This is a genomic window from Pseudomonas sp. PME37.24/006 (genome assembly GCF_055556635.1).
The window spans coordinates 1-280 of sequence record NZ_JBVHNL010000047.1 but is presented as its reverse complement, the minus strand read 5'-3'; the positions used below and the strand labels follow the sequence as shown (position 1 = coordinate 280).

The window sequence follows — 280 nt, the reverse complement described above, 5'->3', positions numbered from 1 at the left end:
GCAGGCCCCCGATCCCGGCGTCGTCCAGCGCCTTCTCGTATCCGCCGAGGCCCGGCGAGGTCGGGAACCACGCGGTGTCGGTGGAGTTCGCGGACGGCTGCAGCGAGGCCGAGATCATCCAGTAGAAGGGGAAGAGGTACACCGCGAGCACGACGACGGTGACGACGGTCCACGTCCAGCCGCGACGACGACGGCGTGCGGTGACGGCGGCTGAGGCGGGCTCGGCGGAGACCACGGCCGGGGCGGCGGGCAGGGTCGCGGTCATTCGTCACGCTCCCGG

The 280-nt window shown here is 72.9% G+C and carries 1 protein-coding gene; it reads right to left on the bottom strand.

The window, feature by feature from the left end; genetic code table 11:
• Positions 1 to 265 (bottom strand): hypothetical protein (locus tag ACZ3GY_RS23800; protein ID WP_465912193.1); only part of this gene is annotated, 265 nt, incomplete at its 3' end.
• Between the last annotated feature and the right edge of the window lie 15 nt (positions 266 to 280).